This is a genomic window from Morganella psychrotolerans (assembly GCF_001676055.1).
GTDB classification, from domain to species: domain Bacteria; phylum Pseudomonadota; class Gammaproteobacteria; order Enterobacterales; family Enterobacteriaceae; genus Morganella; species Morganella psychrotolerans_B.
Window position 1 is genome coordinate 73,067 of the sequence record NZ_LZEX01000044.1, and the last position, 20,213, is coordinate 93,279.

The window sequence follows — 20,213 nt, forward strand, 5'->3', positions numbered from 1 at the left end:
TTTTTCTGTTTTACCCTTGATGAATACATTTATGACCCCATCTAGTTGTCATCGGAAACTGAATCTCAGTTGAATTTCTTTTAGCGTTGCGGATGTCCTGTACCGTCAGGGGAGAATCCGGGTCCGGGATGGCGAAAATTTTTTCTTGAAAAGTGAAAATCGAACCTCATATATATCGTAGCGTAAGGCAGAACAGAATTATTCGGAGGCGTTTAGATGGGTAAAATTATTGGTATCGACTTAGGTACAACTAACTCTTGTGTTGCTGTTATGGATGGCAACAAAGCTCGTGTACTGGAGAATGCGGAAGGCGATCGCACAACACCGTCAATCATTGCGTATACCGCCGATGGTGAAATTTTAGTCGGACAGCCGGCAAAACGCCAGGCGGTGACTAACCCGCAAAATACACTGTTTGCTATCAAACGACTGATTGGTCGTCGTTTTGATGAAGAAGAAGTCAGCCGTGACATGAATATCATGCCGTACAAAATTGTCGGCGCAGATAACGGTGATGCATGGGTGGAAGCGAAAGGCCAGAAAATGGCACCACCACAGATTTCAGCTGAAGTGCTGAAAAAAATGAAGAAAACCGCTGAAGACTATCTCGGCGAGCCGGTAACTGAAGCAGTTATCACCGTTCCTGCATACTTTAATGACGCACAGCGTCAGGCAACAAAAGACGCAGGGCGAATTGCAGGTCTGGATGTAAAACGTATCATCAACGAACCAACGGCAGCAGCGCTGGCTTACGGCCTTGACCGTGAAGTTGGTAACCGCACTATCGCGGTATTTGACCTTGGTGGTGGTACATTCGATATCTCTATCATCGAAATCGATGAAGTTGATGGCGAAAAAACCTATGAAGTGCTGGCAACGAACGGTGACACTCACTTAGGTGGTGAAGACTTCGACAGCCGCATGATCAACTATCTGGTTGAAGAATTTAAGAAAGATCAGGGTATCGATCTGCGTAACGACCCGCTGGCAATGCAGCGTCTGAAAGAAGCGGCTGAGAAAGCAAAAATTGAGCTTTCTTCCGCGCAGCAGACCGACGTCAACCTGCCGTACATCACGGCGGATGCGTCTGGTCCTAAACACATGAACATTAAAGTGACCCGTGCAAAACTGGAGTCACTGGTTGAAGACCTGGTTAAGCGTTCTATGGAGCCGGTTAAAGTTGCATTACAGGATGCCGGCCTGTCTGTTGGTGACATCCAGGATGTTATCCTGGTTGGTGGTCAGACCCGTATGCCGATGGTTCAGAAAACCGTAGCTGATTTCTTCGGTAAAGAGCCACGTAAAGACGTGAACCCGGATGAAGCCGTTGCTGTTGGTGCGGCAGTTCAGGGTGGTGTGTTAGGCGGCGAAGTGAAAGACGTTCTGCTGCTGGATGTTACTCCGCTGTCACTGGGTATCGAAACCATGGGTGGTGTGATGACGGCGCTTATCGCCAAAAATACCACTATCCCGACCAAACACAGCCAGGTGTTCTCCACAGCGGAAGATAACCAGTCTGCGGTGACTATCCATGTGTTACAGGGTGAGCGTAAGCGTTCATCTGATAACAAATCACTGGGTCAGTTTAACTTAGACGGTATCCAGCCGGCACCACGCGGTATGCCGCAGGTTGAAGTTACATTTGATATTGATGCGGATGGTATCCTGCATGTATCTGCTAAAGATAAAAATAGCGGACGCGAGCAGAACATCACCATCAAAGCCTCTTCCGGTCTGAATGAAGAAGAGATCCAGCAAATGGTTCGTGATGCTGAAGCTAACGCCGAAGCTGACCGTAAGTTTGAAGAGCTGGTACAGGTTCGTAACCAGGCAGATCAACTGGTTCACGCAACCCGCAAACAGATTGAAGAAGCAGGCGACAAACTGCCGGGCGACGATAAAGTTAAAATCGAGCAGGCACTGAGTGAGCTGGAAATCGCAGTTAAAGGCGAAGATAAAGCCGCTATTGAAGAGAAAACCAAAGCGCTGATCGACGCGTCTGCCAAGCTGATGGAAATGGCTCAGCAGCAGGCTCAGGCAGGTGCTGCGGGTGCTGACGCCGCGCAGGATGCCGGTCAGAACGATGATGTTGTCGATGCTGAATTCGAAGAAGTTGATGATAGCAAAGACAAAAAATAAGGCCCTTAGCGGGCGCGGTGATGGACAAGACTAATCACTGAAAACCCACACGGGCGTTGAGGAAACTCTGCGCCCGTGTGCGTGTGTGTTAAGGGACAAAACGGATGGCAAAAAAAGATTACTACGAGGTGTTGGGCGTCTCTAAATCAGCAGATGAAAAAGAGATTAAAAAAGCCTATAAGCGCCTTGCAATGAAATACCACCCTGATCGTAATCAGGGCGATAAAGACGCAGAAGAGCAATTTAAAGAAGTCAAAGAAGCTTACGAAATTCTCATCGACAGCCAAAAGCGTGCTGCGTATGACCAGTATGGTCATGCCGCATTTGAACAAGGCGGAATGGGCGGCGGCGGACAAGGTGGTTTCGGCGGCGCTGATTTCGGTGATATTTTTGGTGACGTCTTCGGTGATATTTTCGGTGGCGGACGCCGTCAGCAGCGCGCATCGCGCGGAGCCGACCTGCGTTACAGCATAGAGCTGACACTGGAAGAAGCGGTTCGTGGTGTGACCAAAGAGATCCGTATTCCGACGCTGGAAACCTGTGATAAATGCCACGGCAGCGGCGCGAAAGAAGGCACTGACCCACAAACGTGCCCGACCTGTCATGGTATGGGTCAGGTGCAGATGCGCCAGGGGTTCTTTGCGGTTCAGCAGGCGTGCCCGACGTGTCAGGGACGCGGTCAGATCATCAAAGATCCGTGCAACAAATGTCATGGTCATGGTCGTGTTGAGCGCTATAAAACCTTGTCAGTCAAAATTCCGGCAGGGATGGACAGCGGCGACCGTATCCGTCTGACCGGTGAAGGCGAAGCAGGCGAAATGGGGGCACCGGCGGGCGATCTGTACGTTGAAGTCCACGTTCGCCAGCACAATATCTTTGAGCGCGAAGGCAGCAACCTCTATTGTGAAGTGCCGATTGGTTTTTCCGTTGCAGCACTGGGCGGCGAAATCGAAGTGCCGACACTGGACGGGCGCGTTAAGCTCAAAATACCGGCTGAAACCCAGACCGGGAAGCAGTTCCGCATGAAAGGCAAAGGTGTTAAACCGGCGCGCGGCGGAATGCAGGGCGATCTGATGTGCCGTGTTGTGGTTGAAACGCCGGTTAAACTGAGCGAAAAACAGAAAGAACTGTTACGTGAGTTCGGTGAATCGGTGGAAGGCCAGAGTGGTCACAACAACAGCCCGAAAGCAAAACGCTTCCTCGACGGGGTGAAAAAATTCTTTGATGATCTGACGAAGTAAGTCAGATTCCGATAAGAACTGAACCGGCCGGAATATTATTTCCGGCCGGTTTTTTTGTGCGCTTTATAAAAGTTGTTTTATCCCGTTTCGTTACTGTTCCCTCTGTGATCATCATGAGGGTAACGAAATGAATAATATTACGCAGTCACCTGCAATCGTGCAGGATGTTTCTGTCACACGATTTATCAGCAGTACCGCAGGATGTGAAAATAACAATCTGATCGGACTATTAGTGTTTGGTGTACAAAATACCTCAGAAATACTGTTCAGGTGTGATGCAACACAAGCGGCATTGATAGGGGCGGGGAATGTATCTGTACTGACAGAGCTGGCAGATATTGATATGACGCTTATCGATACTGCGCCATTAACGTATCTTTCAGCATATATCAGTCTGGTGAATCTTCAGTCGGTATTACCGGAGAACAGTTATCTGATAAAAATTCAGAATAATTGTGAACAGGCGATACAGCAGCAAAATGCGGAACAACACTCAGCGACATTCAACACGTACCTGGCTGCGGGAGATATAGCGGCGACGGCAAACAGGGATCTTAATGAAGCGGTTCAGGCCGCCGGGAAAAATGAGCAGCCGGCATTAGCTGATATGCTGATACAGCTGAAATTTTATAAAGACCAAATCACCGGACAGGAACAAAAACCGGTGATTAACAGGGCAAAACCTTTTATTAAAACCCCTGTTGAGATAAGGCCCGGAGAGATTGATTTTAAGACACTGGCCGGGCTGTACGGGCAGGAGAGTAAGCGCTAGCTTCCCAGTTTTATCACAATAACGCCTGCGACAATGATACAGGCGGCAACTATCCGCGCCTGTGTCAGTCGTTCTTTCAGGAAAAAAGCAGAAATCAGTAAGGCAAACAGTACGCTGGTTTCCCGCAATGAAGCGACAATCATAATCGGTGCTTGCCCCATTGCCCAAATCACGATGCCGTAACTGAATATCTGCAATATGCCGCCGGTAAGCCCGGGCTTGCTGTAGCGCAAAAAGTTTCGCGTAAAATTATGGCGGTAGCGGGCAAATCCTAATATCAGCATCACACATCCGTTTAATGCAAACAGCCAGAAAATATAGGTCAGGGGATCTGAACTGCTGCGTGCCCCGAAACCATCGGAAAGGGTATAACAGGCGGTAAAAAAGGCCGTAATAATGGCATAAACCAGCCCGGTGCGGGCATGTGACGGTGAGCGACGGTTGAAAGCAAGCAGGATAACACCGGATACAATCAGCATAATACCGGCAAATGAGAGCCACGCCAGGTGCTCACCAAACAACGTGATGGCAAAAAGCGTGGTCAGTAAGGGCGCACACCCGCGTGAGACAGGATAAATCTGGCTGAGATCCCCGCGCGCATACGCCCGGCTCAGGCAGACAGCATAACCGATATGAAACAGTGCGGAGAGTACCAGCCATTTCAGTGTCGCGGCATCGGGCAATCCTAACCAGAACAGGGCGGGAACAGACACCAGACCTGAATAAATCGTCATGACGGCGATGCCGAGAAACCTGTCCTGACCAAATTTTATCACCGCATTCCAGCTTGCGTGGAAAATGGCGGCAAACAGAACGGCAATAAACAGCGTGGCGGACATAAAACAACCTGTTTCTATTCAGGGTAAGAGTGGTTTGATATTAAAATATCAGCCAATGCGATGAATAAAAAGCTATTCATCACTATCATTACGTGTTTATTTAATGTTAATTAATATTTTTATTTAAGATTATTCTGTGATGCAAATATCATTTGAATCGAAAAAACCGATGTTTATATGATAAATAATCTACTTTTTTCGAGCTAATAGTTCGCATAGTATTAACGTCAATAATATTAGTGTCGATCGTGTAAACATCGGCTATGTGAGCGGAGTTAAATTATGACAGCAATTATCCGACAGTTCTTAAAACTTGAAGCCGCGGGTGGCATACTGCTGATTATTGCAGCTCTGGTTGCATTAATAATGGCGAATACGCCGTTATCGGTCGTGTATCAGCAGTTCCTTGATATTCCGGTTGCCGTGAAATTTTCCGCACTGGAAATTGATAAGCCATTGTTATTATGGATTAACGATGCTCTGATGGCGATATTTTTTCTCGTCGTCGGGCTGGAAGTTAAGCGGGAGCTGATGGTCGGCTCTCTGGCCGGACGCGACAAAGCGATGTTTCCGGCGATTGCCGCACTTGGCGGCATGGTTGCCCCTGCGCTGGTGTATCTTTTGTTCAACGGGACTGATCCCGCAGCCAGTCAGGGCTGGGCAATACCGGCGGCAACCGACATCGCTTTTGCACTCGGTGTTATGGCACTGCTGGGCAAGCGGGTACCGACAGAACTGAAAGTCTTTCTGCTGGCGCTGGCAATCATTGATGACCTTGGTGTCATTGTGATTATTGCCTTATTTTATACCAAAACGGTATCGCTCACGGCATTGCTGTTGGCAGCATTAATGGTTGTGGTGCTGTGCCTGATGAACTGGCGCAATGTTAACAATACCGCGGCGCATATGGTTGCGGGACTGATATTATGGGTCTGTATTCTGAAATCTGGTGTCCACGCCACGCTGGCCGGGGTGATTGTCGGGTTCCTTATCCCGCTGCGCAGCAAAGATGGTACACACTCTCCGTCTGAAGAGCTGGAGCATGTTATGCATCCGTGGGTGGCGTATCTTATCCTGCCGCTGTTTGCGTTTGCGAATGCGGGCGTCAACGTACAGGGCATTTCAATGGATGCATTGACGGGAGCATTGCCGCTGGGAATATTACTCGGATTATTTATCGGTAAACCGCTGGGGATTTTCACGGCGTGTCTGATTTCGGTAAAACTGGGCTTTGCAAAATTGCCGGAGAGGATTACTCTTAACCATATATTTGCGGTATCAGTGTTGTGCGGGATCGGTTTTACTATGTCAATCTTTATCGCGGGACTGGCATTTGACGGACTACCGGAAGCGTTTAACACCTACTCTAAGTTGGGAATTCTGATTGGTTCCACAATGGCGGCGGTCACCGGGTTATTTTTACTGCACTCAGTGTTACCGAAGAAAACTGTCCGGCGGTAATTGATTATTCACCGGCCTCCCGGCCGGTGAATACAACGGAATTTCCGTGTTAACTATCATAAAAAGATAAGGTACGTGTCGGGAAAAACTATGCGCGTCTCCCATTTAAACTACAATCACCTCTATTATTTCTGGCATGTCTGCAAAGAAGGCTCAGTGGTAGGTGCGGCAGAAGCCCTGTACCTGACACCACAGACCATCACCGGACAAATCAAAGCACTGGAAGAGCGTCTGGACGGCAAGCTGTTTAAACGACAGGGCCGCGGGCTTGTTCCGTCAGAGCTGGGGCAACTGGTGTTCCGCTATGCGGATAAAATGTTTATGCTCAGCCAGGAAATGCTGGATATTGTCACTTACAGCCGGGAATCCAATCTGTTGTTTGATGTCGGCGTCGCTGATGCCCTGTCAAAACGGCTGGTCAGTAAAGTTCTGGAAACAGCGGTTGTGGAGCAGGAACAAATTCATCTGCGCTGTTTTGAATCTACCCATGAAATGCTGCTCGAACAGCTGAGCCAGCATAAACTGGATATGATTTTGTCTGATTGTCCGGTGGATTCCACTCAGCAGGAAGGGTTGTTTTCGGTCAAACTGGGTGAGTGCAGTATGAGCTTTTTCTGCCGTCAGCCCGCACCGCAGAAGCCTTTTCCCGCCTGCCTGGAAGAGCGCCGCCTGTTGGTACCCGGCCGTCGTTCCATGCTGGGGCGTCAGTTGCTGACGTGGATCCGCAATAAAAATCTGGAAGTGGAAATTTTAGGTGAGTTTGATGATGCCGCGCTGATGAAAGCTTTCGGTATGTATCACAATGCTATTTTTGTGGCGCCGTCACTCTATACCAACGGGATTTTTGCTGACAGTGACATTGTGGAACTGGGCACGGTGGATACCATCAAAGAAGAGTATTACGTGATTTTTGCAGAACGGATGATCCAGCACCCGGCAGTTCAGCGGGTCTGTAATAAGGATTTTTCTGCACTGTTCAGCGGTTCACAATCGGTTGAGACGGGAATTTTGCTCGATTAGCCAAAAAAAAGACATAAAAAAACCGGCAAAAGCCGGTTTTTTTATGTCTGCATACAGATTACATTGCTTTGATCTGAGCAGCCAGGTTTGCCTTATGACGGGCAGCCTTGTTTTTGTGGATCAGGCCTTTAGTAGCGTGACGGTCCACAAGTGGTTGCATATCATTAAATGCTTTCTGAGCAGCTTCTTTATCGCCGGTGGCGATAGCAGCGTAAACCTTCTTGATAAAGGTACGCACCATCGAACGACGACCAGCGTTATGCTGACGACGTTTTTCAGATTGAATGGCGCGTTTCTTAGCTGATTTGATATTAGCCAAGGTCCAACTCCCAAATATATTCTTCGAGGACAATACAAAGGTGGAGGAATATGCCTGCTCAACTTTATTTTGTCAATGGATTTGTGCAAATAAGCGTCGTTGTACAGCGACGCAAATGTACGTTGTGATGGGCGGGGATTTTATCAGTTTACTCTGCGGGAATACAGTCTTTCCCCCGAAAAAAGTCACGCGACAGACAACATTCTGATGAAAAAAGTGTTTTTCGGTATCCCGGGAGGCGGACGTATCGCTTTTCATACAGAGAATTCATGATTCAACCGTAATAGTGGGTTAACCTCACGCGGCGGACAAGGTATAATCGACCTAATTTTGACTGTATTGAGCCTGCTATGGAGCTAATTCGCGGTACTCATAATATTCGCGCGCGACATCACGGATGCGTGCTGACTATTGGTAATTTTGATGGTGTTCATCGCGGGCATCAGGCATTACTGTCACATCTGGCACAAGAAGGAAAGCGCCTGGGATTGCCGTCGGTCGTCATGATCTTCGAGCCACAGCCGCCGGAATTTTTTGCGCCTGATAAAGCACCGGCACGCCTGACCCGGCTGCGCGATAAGGTAAAATATCTTGCACACTACGGTGCGGACTACTTATTGTGTGTTAAATTCAATAAACAGTTTGCCTCGCTGACGCCGGAAGCCTTTATCTCACACCTGTTGGTTGAACAACTGGGAGTGAAATTTCTGGTCGTCGGGGACGATTTCCGCTTCGGAAAAAACCGGCAGGGTGATTTTGCCGGGTTATGTGAAGCGGGTAAACGGTTTGGCTTTACCGTGCGCAGCACAGAAAGTTTCTGTGATAACGGCACACGGATCAGCAGTACAGCTATCCGCCGTGCGCTGGAATGTGATGATTTAGCGCAGGCCGAAGCGCTGCTCGGGCATCCCTACCGTATCAGCGGGCGGGTGGTTCACGGCAACGAACTCGGGCGCACAATCGGGTTTCCGACCGCCAATATTCCCCTGAAACGCCTGACCGCACCGGTCAGCGGTGTTTATGCGGTGGATGTTTACGGCCTCGGACCGAAACCGCTTCCGGGGGTGGCGAATATCGGCTCCCGCCCGACAGTGCAGGGCAAAGAGCGGCAGTTGGAAGTGCATCTGATTGATGTTGCTATGGATTTATACGGGCAGCATCCGGATGTGGTATTACGCAAAAAATTACGAAATGAACAGCGGTTTGCCTCGCTTGATGAGCTGAAAGCGCAAATCGCACAGGATGAAATTGCGGCAAGGGAATTCTTACAATTGCATCCCTCGTTATGTGTTTAACGGAATAATAGTGGAACTGAGAAACTGATGAGTGACTATAAAAATACCCTGAATCTTCCGGAAACAGGATTCCCGATGCGCGGGGACTTAGCAAAGCGCGAACCTGATATGCTCAAACGCTGGTACAAAGACAGTTTGTATCAGGCGATCCGTAAAGCGAAAACAGGTAAAAAAACCTTTATTTTGCATGACGGCCCTCCGTATGCAAACGGCAGCATTCATATTGGTCACTCAGTAAATAAAATTCTCAAAGATATTATTATTAAATCCAAAGGCATGTCAGGGTTTGACTCCCCGTATATCCCGGGCTGGGACTGCCACGGCTTACCTATTGAACATAAAGTAGAGCAGCTTATCGGCAAACCGGGTGACAAAGTCACTCCGGCTGAGTTCCGTGCTGCCTGCCGTGAATACGCGAAAGAGCAGATCGAAGGTCAGAAAGCGGACTTTATTCGCTTAGGCGTGCTGGGCGACTGGGATCATCCGTATCTGACGATGGATTTCAAAACTGAAGCCCATATTATCCGCGCACTGGCAAAAGTGATTGCCAATGGCCATCTGGTGAAAGGGGCAAAACCGGTTCACTGGTGTACATCTTGCGCCTCTTCTCTGGCAGAAGCGGAAGTCGAATATTACGACAAAACCTCGCCATCCATCGATGTGCGCTTCCCGGCCGTTGATGCAGATGCTGTCTGTGCCAAATTTGGTGTGAGAAACGAAGGTCTGCCGCTGTCGCTGGTTATCTGGACCACCACACCGTGGACATTACCTGCGAACCGCGCTATTTCACTGAATCCGGAATTTGATTATCAGTTAGTCCGTATTAATGACGAACTGGTTATCCTGGCAGCCGACCTGATTGAAAGTGTCATGAGACGCGCCGGTATTACAAGCTGGATCGTATTGGCTGACTGCAAAGGCAGTGACCTGGAACTGCTGCGCTTTAATCATCCGTTTATGGGCTTTGATGTTCCGGCAATTCTGGGTGACCACGTTACACTGGAAGCGGGTACCGGGGCGGTTCATACAGCACCCGGCCATGGTCCTGATGACTATGTTATCGGTCAGAAATACGGTCTGGAAACTGCCAATCCGGTTGGTCCGAACGGTTGTTATGTGAACGGAACCTATCCGTCACTCGATGGCGTGTTTGTGCTGAAAGCCAACGATATCATCCTTGATTTGCTGAAAGAGAAAGGTGCACTGCTGCACAGTGAAAATATTTCTCACAGCTATCCGTGCTGCTGGCGTCATAAAACACCGGTTATCTTCCGCGCCACGCCGCAGTGGTTTATCGGGATGGATATCAATGGGTTGCGTTCGCAGTCGCTGAGTGAAATCAAAGGCGTTAAGTGGATCCCGGGCTGGGGTGAAGCACGTATTACCGCTATGGTGGAAAACCGCCCTGACTGGTGTATCTCCCGTCAGCGCACATGGGGCACACCAATGTCCCTGTTCGTTCATAAAGAGACTCAGGAACTGCATCCGCGCACATTAGAGCTGATGGAAGCGGTTGCCAAACGTGTGGAAGAGCACGGTATTCAGGCATGGTGGGATCTTGATCCGCGTGACCTGCTGGGCGATGACGCTGATATCTATGAAAAAGTGCCGGATACCCTGGATGTCTGGTTTGACTCAGGATCAACACACTCCTCTGTGATTGACGCACGCCCTGAATTCCATGGCAATTCTGCGGATATCTATCTGGAAGGTTCGGATCAGCATCGTGGCTGGTTTATGTCTTCACTGATGCTGTCTACTGCGATGAAAGGCAAAGCGCCTTACCGCGAAGTACTGACTCACGGCTTCACTGTCGATGGTCAGGGACGTAAAATGTCCAAATCCCTGGGCAATACAGTCAGTCCGCAGGATGTGATGAACAAACTGGGCGGGGATATCCTGCGTCTGTGGGTAGCATCAACAGATTATTCGGGCGAGATCGCCGTATCTGATGAAATTCTGAAGCGCTCTGCGGATTCTTACCGCCGAATCCGTAATACCGCACGTTTCCTGCTGGCAAACCTTAATGGTTTCAATCCGGAAACCGACATGGTGAAACCGGAAGAGATGATTGTGGCAGACCGCTGGGCAGTGGGCCGTGCGCTTGCAGCTCAGAATGATATGCTAAAATCGTATGAAGCCTATGATTTCCATGAAGTTGTTCAGCGTCTGATGCAGTTCTGCTCGGTTGAGATGGGGTCATTCTATCTGGATATCATCAAAGACCGTCAGTACACCGCGAAAAGTGACGGACTGGCACGCCGCAGTTGCCAGACCGCGCTGTATCACATTGTTGAAGCGTTGGTACGCTGGATGGCGCCGGTCATGTCCTTTACGGCAGATGAAATCTGGAATGAGATGCCGGGCAAACGTGCGCAGTATGTCTTTACCGAAGAGTGGTATGACGGCCTGTTTGGTCTGAACGAACAGGAAAGCATGAATGATGATTACTGGGCAACGCTGCTGGCGGTGCGCGGTGAAGTCAATAAAGTGCTGGAGCAGGCGCGTGCGGATAAACTTATCGGTGGTTCACTCGAAGCGGCGGTGACGCTGTATGCAGATGATGCATTAGCAGCGAAACTTAACAAACTGGGTAACGAGCTGCGCTTTGTGCTGCTGACCTCTCAGGCAGATGTGAAACCGCTGTCTGATGCACCGGAAAGTGCGGTAAACAGTGAGCTGGACGGTCTGCGCATCGGCTTTAATAAAGCGGCAGGCAGTAAATGTCCGCGCTGCTGGCATTATGCGTCTGATATTGGTCAGGACAGTGCACATCCGGAACTGTGCGGTCGCTGTGTCACTAACGTAGCCGGAAACGGTGAAGAACGTAAGTTTGCCTGATAAATGAAAAAAACACTGTGTTCTACCGGATTGCGCTGGTTATGGCTCTCTGTACTGGTTCTGGTGCTGGATATCATCTCGAAGCAGCTCGTATTATCGAATTTCGGGCTGCATGAATCCTCACCGCTGATCCCGTACTTTAATCTGACCTATGTTCGCAACTATGGTGCCGCATTCAGCTTCCTCGCCTCACAGGGCGGGTGGCAGCGCTGGTTCTTCACAGTCGTGGCAATCGGTATTTCCGTCACCTTGTTAGTGATGATGTACCGCACCAGTGCGCGCAATAAAATCAGCAATATTGCGTATGCACTGATTATCGGCGGGGCGATTGGTAATTTACTCGATCGCCTGATGCACGGTTTTGTGGTGGATTACATCGATTTTTATGTCGGTGACTGGCACTGGCCGACATTCAATCTGGCGGATTCCTGGATTATCATCGGGGCGGGGCTGATTATCATCGAAAGCTTTATTCCGGATGGTAAGAAGCACGCTGAACCGGTAGATAAGCCGGAAGATAAACCGGAAAGCAAAACACCATCATCTGATTGATTAAGAAAATATCCGCCTTCCGGCGGATATTTTTTATCTGGTACAGAGGCGATAATAATAATGCAGGCAGAAAAACATCACAGCGTATTACTGGATTTCACCTTAAAACTGGCGGATGGTTCCGTTGCCGACTCCACAGAAGCACAGGGTAAGCCGGCACTGTTCCGCCTGGGTGACGGCAGTTTGTCACCGGAACTCGAGCAGGAACTGCTCGGGTTGTCAGCCGGGGATAAAAAAACCTTCACGCTGCCCGGTGAGACTATTTTCGGCAAGCCAAGCCCGGATCTTATTCAATTTTTCTCTCCGGCTGATTTTACAGAGACTGGTTTACCTGAAACCGGCACAATTATGCTGTTTAGTGCGATGAACGGCAGCGAAATGCCCGGACTTGTCAAATCCGTCTCGGATGAGTCCGTTGAAGTGGATTTCAACCACCCTCTTTCCGGGCAGGACATCACGTTTGACATAATTGTCCGTGAAGTCACCGAATAATTCATATATACCCAACGTCATTCAGGATGCCGCCAACGAATCTGTGGTTTGAATGAGTAATGAATAAAGGTTATATACCCAACGTCATTCAAGATGCAGGAAGGCAGCAAGGGAAGACAGACGGGGAGCATACACTAGTATGTGACCCGGCGGGCTGAGTGTAGCCAACGCACCTGCAGCTTGAATGAATAAGGGTATAGCGATAATTAGCATTACGGCCAGAGTGACTGCTCTGGTATAGTATTGCGCAAATGTTGATTTTTTGTTTTATTACCCGTCAGGGTGATGTTCCGGAGGCTGAACGTGCGTATTTTACTGGCAAACCCACGGGGTTTTTGTGCGGGGGTTGACCGTGCTATCAGTATTGTGGACAGAGCACTTGAACTGTATGGCGCACCTATTTATGTCCGCCATGAAGTTGTGCATAACCGCTATGTGGTGAATGATTTGCGTGAGCGTGGGGCGATTTTTATTGAAGAAATCGCAGAAGTACCGGACGGCGCTATCCTTATCTTCTCTGCACACGGTGTGTCGCAGGCGATCCGCCAGGAAGCGCGCTCCCGTAATCTCACTATGTTGTTTGATGCCACCTGTCCGCTGGTAACGAAAGTTCATATGGAAGTTGCCCGCGCCAGCCGCAAAGGCAAAGAAGCGATTCTGATCGGCCACGCCGGCCACCCGGAAGTGGAAGGGACAATGGGGCAATACAGTAACCCGGAAGGCGGCATGTATCTGGTGGAGTCCCCGGAAGATGTGTGGAAATTGCAGGTTAAAGATGAGGCCAACCTCAGCTTTATGACGCAAACCACATTGTCCGTTGATGATACATCTGAAGTGATTGATGCTCTGAATGCCCGCTTTCCGAAGATTATCGGACCACGCAAAGATGATATCTGCTACGCAACCACTAACCGCCAGGAAGCGGTGCGGGATCTGGCCGGAAAAGCCGATCTGGTGCTGGTGGTGGGATCAAAAAACTCGTCAAACTCCAATCGTCTTGCCGAACTGGCTGAACGGGTAGGTAAACCATCCTATCTGATTGATTCTGCGGATGATATCTCCCCTGACTGGCTGAAGGGTGTGGATACTATCGGGCTGACTGCCGGTGCTTCCGCGCCGGATGTCCTGGTTCAGCAGGTGATCCGCCGTTTACAGGAACTGGGCGCGGATGATGTCCGGCAACTGGAAGGCCGCGAAGAGAATATTATCTTCGAGGTGCCGAAAGAGCTGCGGGTCGATATTAAAGAAGTCTGATACAAATAAGCAGAACGCAGGTTCTGCTTTTTTTTGCCTGAAACCGGGGAAATACAGTTTTACTGATAATCTGCGGGCAATATTGTGATTTTCTGATGATAACAGCAGGTAACTGGTAATCATCACAGACACCCGTTAATCTGCCGGTACACAGATATATATACCCAACGTCATTCAAGTTGCAGGGAGGCGGCAAGCTCCGATTGCCGGGGAGCATACATTAGTATGTGACCCGGCGGGCGTAGCGCAGCCAACAAACCTGCGGTTTGAATGAATAAGGGTATAAAACAACTGAGGATAACAACATGAGTAAATCACGGGTCGCTGTTGTCGGTGCCGGAGGCCGCATGGGACGGCAGTTAATTCAGGCGATTGCACAGAGTAATGATGTGGTGTTGGGCGCGGCATTTGAGCGTGAAGGGTCATCACTTACCGGAACCGATGCCGGTGAACTTGCGGGGATCGGACATAACGGGATCACACTGGCCAGTGATCTGAACAGTCAGAAAGATAACTTTGATATCCTGATCGATTTCACCCGGCCCGAAGGCACACTTGCGCATCTGGCTTTTTGTACGGCACACGGCAAAGGTATGATTATCGGCACCACCGGTTTTGATGATGCGGGAAAATCAGCTATTGCGCAGGCAGCGAAGCAGATCCCTGTTGTTTTTGCAGCAAACTTCAGTGTTGGCGTCAATTTAGTCCTGAAACTGTTAGAAAAAGCAGCCAAAGTGATGGGCGACTATACCGATATCGAAATCATTGAAGCACATCACCGCCATAAAGTGGATGCGCCATCCGGTACTGCACTTGCGATGGGAGAGTCAATTGCCGGTGCGCTGGGTCGTGATCTGAAAGATTGCGCGGTATATTGTCGTGAAGGTTATACCGGAGAGCGCGAGCGTCACAGTATCGGTTTTGCCACTGTCCGTGCCGGTGATATTGTGGGCGAGCATACTGCTATGTTTGCGGATATTGGTGAGCGCGTAGAGATTAGTCACAAGGCATCCAGCCGGATGACATTTGCAAATGGTGCAGTAAAGGCATCTTTTTGGTTAAGTGATAAAAAATCCGGATTATTTAATATGAAAGACGTGCTTGGTCTTGATGATTTGTAATTAATATTGTTTTTTATTTTATTGATATATCAGCAATTAAATTATAAAAATTGCTGATATTTATTTTTTATTTGTTTCTATAGTTAAATGCGTGTTTTTATAAGATATATATCATTATTGTCTTTTTTTCATACCTGTTTATGCCCTTTGTTATACTTTTTCTGCCTTTCCTTTGTTTTTTCATTAATGTCATACAAAATTCAGTTTAAATCCCATTATGAGGTAATGTTATTGCCCTGATTGCTGATTTTTTTGTCATGATGATTAAAAATAGATAAAAAAACATTTTTTTTCTGGACAACAGCCCGCCGGCTCTTTAGAATGCGCCCAATTTGCCGAAAATTGATTAAAAGTTCATTCCGGCATTGCTTTATAGCCCGATTCTGAATTAATATGCATTAAATGTGATTTATTATTCTTCCGGAGGGTGTTTTGTTTAAGTCAGCGATCCTGGTTCTGCAAGACGGAACCACATTTCACGGGCGCGCCATCGGCGCTGAGGGAGCCGTTACCGGCGAAGTTGTTTTTAATACCTCGATGACGGGGTACCAGGAAATTCTTACCGACCCCTCTTATTCCCGCCAGATAGTCACTCTCACTTATCCCCACATCGGCAATACCGGCACTAACAGTGCTGATGAAGAATCCTCAGGTGTTTATGCTCAGGGTCTGGTAATCCGCGACCTGCCGCTTATCACCAGCAATTTCCGCAGTGAAGAGAACCTGTCTGATTACCTGAAGCGCCACAATGTAGTGGCCATTGCTGATATCGACACCCGCAAACTGACCCGCCTGCTGCGCGAAAAAGGCGCACAGAACGGCTGTATTATTGCCGGAGAACACCCGGACGCTGCACAGGCACTGGTAAATGCACAGAGTTTCAGTGGTCTGAACGGACTGGATTTGGCGAAAGAAGTCACTACCCGTCAGCCGTACACCTGGACTCAGGGTTCATGGACACTGGAAGGTGGCCTGCCTGCAGATAAAAACACAGATGAACTGCCATTTCATGTGGTGGCATACGATTTCGGAGCCAAACGCAATATTCTGCGGATGCTGGTGGACAGAGGTTGCCGTCTGACCGTCGTTCCGGCACAGACTCCGGCGGAAGAGGTGCTGAAAATGGCACCGGACGGTATTTTTCTCTCCAACGGTCCGGGCGACCCGGCACCGTGTGACTATGCTGTTGACGCTATCCGCAGCTTCCTGAAAACCGATATTCCGCTGTTCGGCATCTGTCTGGGACACCAGTTGCTGGCACTCGCCAGTGGTGCAAAAACCATCAAAATGAAATTTGGTCACCACGGCGGTAACCATCCGGTCAAAGATCTTGAAAAGAGTGTGGTGATGATCACCGCGCAAAATCATGGTTTTGCTGTGGATGAAGCAACATTGCCTGATACGCTGCGCGTGACACATAAGTCATTGTTTGACGGCACATTACAGGGTATTCACCGCAATGATAAACCGGCATTCAGCTTCCAGGGACACCCGGAAGCCAGCCCGGGACCGCATGATGCCGCACCGCTGTTTGACCACTTTATTGAGTTGATGAAAAACGCCCGTCACTAATCAGGAGCAGAAAAAATGGCAAAACGTACTGATATTAAAAGCATCCTGATTTTAGGCGCCGGTCCGATTGTTATCGGCCAGGCGTGTGAATTTGACTACTCCGGCGCACAGGCGTGTAAAGCGCTGCGCGAGGAAGGCTATCGTGTTGTACTGGTGAACTCCAATCCGGCAACCATTATGACCGACCCTGAAATGGCGGACGCGACATACATCGAGCCAATTCACTGGGAAGTGGTGCGCAAAATCATCGAAAAGGAGCGCCCTGATGCAGTGCTGCCGACCATGGGCGGACAGACCGCACTGAACTGTGCGCTGGAGCTTGAGCGCCATGGTGTGCTGGCAGAATTTGGCGTCGAAATGATTGGCGCCACCGCCGATGCGATTGATAAAGCAGAAGATCGCCGTCGTTTTGACATCGCAATGAAAAAAATCGGGCTGGACACTGCGCGCTCCGGCATCGCACACACGATGGAAGAAGCCTTCGCGGTGACTGATGAAGTCGGTTTTCCGTGCATTATCCGCCCGTCATTTACCATGGGCGGCACCGGCGGCGGTATTGCTTACAACCGCGAAGAATTCGAAGAAATCTGTACACGCGGGCTGGATCTCTCTCCTACCAATGAATTGCTGATTGATGAATCACTGATTGGCTGGAAAGAGTATGAAATGGAAGTGGTGCGCGATAAAAACGATAACTGCATTATCGTTTGTGCCATTGAAAATTTTGACGCGATGGGGATTCATACCGGCGACTCCATTACAGTAGCACCGGCACAGACTCTGACAGACAAAGAATACCAAATCATGCGCGATGCCTCGATGGCAGTGCTGCGTGAAATCGGCGTCGAAACCGGCGGCTCGAATGTTCAGTTCTCGGTAAACCCGAAAAACGGACGTTTAATTGTTATCGAGATGAACCCGCGTGTTTCCCGCTCTTCCGCTCTGGCATCAAAAGCGACCGGTTTCCCGATTGCAAAAATTGCGGCAAAACTGGCGGTCGGCTATACCCTCGATGAATTATCAAATGACATCACCGGCGGACTGACACCGGCGTCGTTTGAGCCATCCATCGACTATGTTGTGACAAAAATCCCGCGCTTTAACTTTGAAAAATTTGCCGGTACTAATGACCGTCTTACCACCCAGATGAAATCTGTCGGTGAAGTGATGGCAATCGGGCGCACGTTTCAGGAATCACTGCAAAAAGCCCTGCGTGGTCTGGAAGTCGGCGCTTGCGGGTTTGACCCGAAAGTCAATTTGGATGAACCGGATGCACTGACAAAAATCCGCCGCGAACTAAAAGAAGCAGGCGCTGAGCGTATCTGGTATATCGCGGATGCTTTCCGTGCCGGATTGTCTGTCGATGGTGTTTTTAATCTGACAAATATTGACCGCTGGTTCCTGGTTCAAATCGAAGAACTGGTTCGTCTGGAAGAGCAGGTGGCTGAGGTCGGTGTTAACGGGCTGACACCGGAATTTCTGCGTCACCTGAAACGCAAAGGTTTTGCGGATACCCGCCTGGCAACGCTGGTGGGTGTCGCGGAAACGGAAATCCGCAAACTGCGTGACAGCTATCAGCTCTGGCCGGTATACAAACGGGTGGATACCTGTGCGGCAGAATTTGCGACAGATACGGCTTACCTTTACTCGACTTATGAAGAAGAGTGCGAAGCACAGCCGAATGATGATAAACCGAAAATCATGATCCTCGGTGGCGGGCCTAACCGGATCGGTCAGGGCATTGAATTCGACTACTGCTGTGTTCACGCCGCCATGGCGCTGCGCGAAGACGGCTACGAAACTATCATGGTGAACTGCAACCCGGAAACGGTTTCCACGGACTATGATACCTCAGATCGTCTCTATTTTGAGCCGGTAACCCTGGAAGATGTGCTGGAAATTGTACGGGTTGAAAAACCGGCCGGTGTGATTGTTCAGTACGGCGGACAGACTCCGCTGAAACTGGCGCGCAGCCTTGAAGCTGCCGGTGTGCCGGTTATCGGTACCAGTCCGGATGCGATTGACCGCGCCGAAGACCGCGAGCGTTTTCAGCAGGCTGTTGTTCGCTTAGGGCTGAAGCAACCGGCGAATGCGACTGTCTCTAATATTGAGCAGGCGGCTGAACGCGCAAAAGAGATTGGTTATCCGCTGGTGGTGCGCCCTTCCTATGTGCTGGGCGGGCGCGCAATGGAAATCGTCTATGACGAAACTGACCTGCGCCGTTACTTCCAGAACGCCGTGAGTGTGTCAAATGATGCACCGGTACTGCTCGACCGCTTCCTGGATGATGCGATTGAAGTGGATGTGGATGCTATCTGTGACGGTGAACAGGTGCTGATTGGCGGCATTATGGAGCACATAGAGCAGGCGGGTGTTCACTCAGGCGACTCTGCATGCTCTTTACCGGCTTACACACTGAGTCAGGAAATTCAGGATGTAATGCGCGACCAGGTCAGAAAACTGGCGATGGAACTGCGTGTGCGCGGGTTGATGAATACCCAGTTTGCGGTAAAAGATAACGAAGTTATCTGATTGAAGTAAACCCGCGTGCGGCGCGTACTGTCCCGTTTGTCTCAAAAGCGACCGGTGTGCCGCTGGCAAAAGTGGCGGCGCGTGTCATGGCAGGACAAACACTGGCACAGCAGGGCGTAACAAAAGAAGTGATCCCGCCGTATTACTCGGTCAAAGAAGTGGTTCTGCCGTTTAATAAATTCCAGGGTGTAGACCCGATTTTAGGGCCGGAAATGCGCTCAACGGGTGAAGTGATGGGCGTAGGCCGCACCTTTGCGGAAGCCTTTGCCAAAGCCATGCTCGGCAGCTCTTCCGCTCTGAAAAAGAAAGGTCGTGCTCTGCTTTCTGTCCGCGAAGGGGATAAAGCCCGGGTGGTGGATCTCGCGGCGAAACTGCTGAAACAGGGCTTTGAACTGGATGCGACTCACGGTACGGCGATTGTGCTTGGCGAAGCCGGAATTAATCCGCGCCTGGTTAACAAAGTGCATGAAGGGCGCCCGCATATTCAGGACAGAATTAAAAACGGCGAATACGATTACATCGTGAATACTACTGAAGGTCGTCAGGCAATTGAGGACTCTAAAGTTATCCGCCGCAGTGCCCTGCAATACAAAGTGCATTATGACACCACAATGAACGGTGGGTTTGCCACAACCCTGTCACTGAATATGGATCCGACAGACCGGGTTATTTCAGTACAGGAAATGCACCGCCAGATTAAAAATAAATAAAGTGATTAAGTAAAATAAGAAACCCGCTACGGCGGGTTTCTTATTTTATATGC

At 49.6% G+C, this 20,213-nt stretch carries 14 protein-coding genes and 1 pseudogene; 13 read left to right on the top strand and 2 right to left on the bottom strand.

Annotated features, from left to right (window positions below):
- Nucleotides 1-216: 216 nt before the first annotated feature.
- From dnaK to AYY17_RS18400, 3 genes are all read left to right on the top strand, one after another.
- Nucleotides 217-2,139: a molecular chaperone DnaK gene (dnaK, locus tag AYY17_RS18390; RefSeq protein ID WP_067426196.1), complete on the top strand. Its 1,923-nt coding sequence runs from the start codon at nt 217-219 to the stop codon at nt 2,137-2,139.
- Nucleotides 2,140-2,243: 104 nt separating this feature from the next.
- Nucleotides 2,244-3,380: a molecular chaperone DnaJ gene (gene dnaJ, locus AYY17_RS18395; protein ID WP_067398842.1), complete on the top strand. Its 1,137-nt coding sequence runs from the start codon at nt 2,244-2,246 to the stop codon at nt 3,378-3,380.
- 127 nt (nt 3,381-3,507) lie between these two features.
- Nucleotides 3,508-4,152 (top strand): hypothetical protein, encoded by a 645-nt coding sequence (locus tag AYY17_RS18400; protein ID WP_067426199.1) that lies wholly within the window; start codon nt 3,508-3,510, stop codon nt 4,150-4,152.
- On the opposite strand, the gene AYY17_RS18405 is transcribed toward AYY17_RS18400, so the two are convergent.
- A complete protein-coding gene (locus tag AYY17_RS18405; protein WP_067426201.1) occupies nt 4,149-4,991 on the bottom strand; it encodes a DMT family transporter in 843 nt (280 codons plus the stop codon). The two genes, AYY17_RS18400 and AYY17_RS18405, sit on opposite strands and share 4 nt — an antisense overlap.
- Nucleotides 4,992-5,273: 282 nt before the next feature.
- On the opposite strand from AYY17_RS18405, the gene nhaA reads away from it, so the two are divergent.
- Nucleotides 5,274-6,452, top strand: coding sequence for a Na+/H+ antiporter NhaA (nhaA, locus tag AYY17_RS18410; RefSeq protein ID WP_067426203.1), 1,179 nt, complete (start codon nt 5,274-5,276; stop codon nt 6,450-6,452).
- A gap of 90 nt (nt 6,453-6,542) precedes the next feature.
- Nucleotides 6,543-7,472 carry a transcriptional activator NhaR gene (gene nhaR / locus AYY17_RS18415; protein ID WP_067398836.1) on the top strand — a complete coding sequence of 310 codons (930 nt, stop codon included), beginning with the start codon at nt 6,543-6,545 and terminating at the stop codon, nt 7,470-7,472.
- Between the two features lie 58 nt (nt 7,473-7,530).
- Here nhaR and rpsT read toward each other — a convergent pair whose 3' ends face one another.
- The gene (rpsT, locus tag AYY17_RS18420) at nt 7,531-7,791 is read right to left on the bottom strand and encodes a 30S ribosomal protein S20 (RefSeq protein WP_067398952.1); all 261 of its coding nucleotides are present in this window, start codon (nt 7,789-7,791) and stop codon (nt 7,531-7,533) included.
- 350 nt (nt 7,792-8,141) lie between these two features.
- Between rpsT and ribF the strand changes: the two genes are divergently transcribed.
- From ribF to carB, 8 genes and pseudogenes are all read left to right on the top strand, one after another.
- A complete protein-coding gene (gene ribF / locus AYY17_RS18425; protein ID WP_067398834.1) occupies nt 8,142-9,086 on the top strand; it encodes a bifunctional riboflavin kinase/FAD synthetase in 945 nt (314 codons plus the stop codon).
- Nucleotides 9,087-9,113: 27 nt separating this feature from the next.
- Complete coding sequence (gene ileS, locus AYY17_RS18430) at nt 9,114-11,927, top strand: isoleucine--tRNA ligase (RefSeq protein ID WP_067426206.1); 2,814 nt, start codon at nt 9,114-9,116, stop codon at nt 11,925-11,927.
- A 3-nt stretch (nt 11,928-11,930) separates the two neighbouring features.
- A complete protein-coding gene (lspA, locus tag AYY17_RS18435) occupies nt 11,931-12,479 on the top strand; it encodes a signal peptidase II (protein ID WP_067369461.1) in 549 nt (182 codons plus the stop codon).
- Between the two features lie 60 nt (nt 12,480-12,539).
- Entirely contained in the window at nt 12,540-12,971 is a 432-nt protein-coding gene (gene fkpB / locus AYY17_RS18440) for an FKBP-type peptidyl-prolyl cis-trans isomerase (RefSeq protein ID WP_067426208.1), read from the top strand.
- Nucleotides 12,972-13,274: 303 nt separating this feature from the next.
- Nucleotides 13,275-14,225 carry a 4-hydroxy-3-methylbut-2-enyl diphosphate reductase gene (gene ispH, locus AYY17_RS18445; RefSeq protein ID WP_067426210.1) on the top strand — a complete coding sequence of 317 codons (951 nt, stop codon included), beginning with the start codon at nt 13,275-13,277 and terminating at the stop codon, nt 14,223-14,225.
- Between the two features lie 305 nt (nt 14,226-14,530).
- Nucleotides 14,531-15,346 (top strand): 4-hydroxy-tetrahydrodipicolinate reductase, encoded by an 816-nt coding sequence (gene dapB / locus AYY17_RS18450; RefSeq protein ID WP_067426213.1) that lies wholly within the window; start codon nt 14,531-14,533, stop codon nt 15,344-15,346.
- Nucleotides 15,347-15,778: 432 nt separating this feature from the next.
- The gene (carA, locus tag AYY17_RS18455; RefSeq protein ID WP_067398823.1) at nt 15,779-16,918 is read left to right on the top strand and encodes a glutamine-hydrolyzing carbamoyl-phosphate synthase small subunit; all 1,140 of its coding nucleotides are present in this window, start codon (nt 15,779-15,781) and stop codon (nt 16,916-16,918) included.
- A 15-nt stretch (nt 16,919-16,933) separates the two neighbouring features.
- Nucleotides 16,934-20,160 (top strand): annotated as a pseudogene (gene carB, locus AYY17_RS18460) (carbamoyl-phosphate synthase large subunit).
- The last annotated feature ends 53 nt before the right edge of the window (nt 20,161-20,213 follow it).